General features: G+C 33.6%; 2 protein-coding genes. Both read left to right on the top strand.

Going from position 1 to position 1,429, the window contains the following annotated elements; genetic code table 11:
• Positions 1–66: 66 nt before the first annotated feature.
• Positions 67–432 (top strand): ISAon1 family transposase N-terminal region protein, encoded by a 366-nt coding sequence (locus tag BMW63_RS17760; RefSeq protein WP_074724793.1) that lies wholly within the window; start codon positions 67–69, stop codon positions 430–432.
• Positions 413–1,396, top strand: coding sequence for an ISAon1 family transposase (locus BMW63_RS17755; protein ID WP_074724792.1), 984 nt, complete (start codon positions 413–415; stop codon positions 1,394–1,396). Before BMW63_RS17760 ends, BMW63_RS17755 begins: the two co-directional genes overlap by 20 nt.
• Positions 1,397–1,429: the final 33 nt, after the last annotated feature.

The following is a 1,429-nucleotide window of genomic DNA, read 5'->3' as shown; positions in this document are numbered from 1 at the left end:
GGATCAAGACATATTGTTGTGGGGAAATATTAAAATCTAGATCTTTGTGTTTCCAAATTATACCAAATGCAAGATTGTTATAGCGAACTAATCAAGTTATTATTACCTGAAATCATTGTTGAATATTTTGAATTGACTTCTTATAAAAAAGAGGGTGAAGTTTTACATTTATATTTAAAAGAGATCAATTCGATTCCTAAAGAATATCGGCAATATAAATTAAGTTCAAAAGGCTTCTTTGATGAGATTACAGTTCAGGATTTTCCAATTCGTGGACATCAGGTATATCTTCACATTACTCGCAGAAGATGGCTTAATGAAGATACAGGAAAAGTGGTTTTTAGAAATTGGAATTTAGTAGCGGACGGAACTCGTGTAACACAGGAGTTTGCGTCTTTTTTAAAAGAGATCAATAGATTCCAGCCCAAATGATTGTAATGCTATCGCCTCTTTCTACGGGGTTTCTGGAAGGAATTTGCAATATCAGTACAAAGATTACTTAAGTGATTTTACAGCTTGGAAACAAAAGTCGCACGCAAAGCAATGGCTTGTTTTTCCTGAAAACATTGGGAAACGTTTGTCGATCGATGAAACATCTCTCTCCAATGGCGAACTCTATACTATTGTAACCAACAAAACTGGTAAAGGCAGAAAGGGGACCATAGTAGCCATGGTTGCTGGAACAAAAGCAGAAACAGTAATTGCTATATTAGAAAAAATACCTCTAAAGCTAAGAAATTCAGTCACCGAAATAACACTCGATATGGCGGCTAATATGGGGCTTATTGCTAAGAAATGCTTTTCTAATGCAGTAAGAGTTACGGATCGATTCCATGTCCAAAAACTAGCGCTCGAAGCTTTACAAGAAATCAGGATTAAATATAGATGGCAAGCAATTGATATAGAGAATGATGCTATTGAAAAAGCTAAAACCACAAAAACTAAATTCGAATCCAAGATATTATCAAATGGCGACACCATTAAACAATTATTAGCTAGAAGTAGGTATGTCTTGTATAAAAACAAATCAAAATGGTCTGAAAATCAAACCCAAAGAGCCAAATTATTATTCGAAATATATCCTGATATTGAAAAAGCATATCAGCTTGCTCAAGACTTACGAAATGTTTTTGAAAATACTACGGATAAAATTTATGGTTTAACCAAATTAGCCATATGGCATGAAAAAGTAGCTCAGGCTGAATTTAAATCATTTAATACCATATCTAGATCAATACAGAATCATTATCAAACAATCGTAAACTATTTTGACAACAGAAGCACTAATGCATCAGCGGAATCTTTCAATGCAAAAATTAAAGCGTTTAGATCTCAATTTAGAGGCGTGAGAAACATTGAGTTTTTCCTTTTTAGGCTAACTAATATATATGCCTAATTTTTGCTACTCCACAGGTTTTCGTTATGATCC

Source organism: Flavobacterium frigoris (assembly GCF_900111075.1).
Lineage (GTDB): Bacteria > Bacteroidota > Bacteroidia > Flavobacteriales > Flavobacteriaceae > Flavobacterium > Flavobacterium frigoris.
Note: the sequence above shows the minus strand (reverse complement) of the source record. Positions and strands in the feature narration are given on the sequence as shown.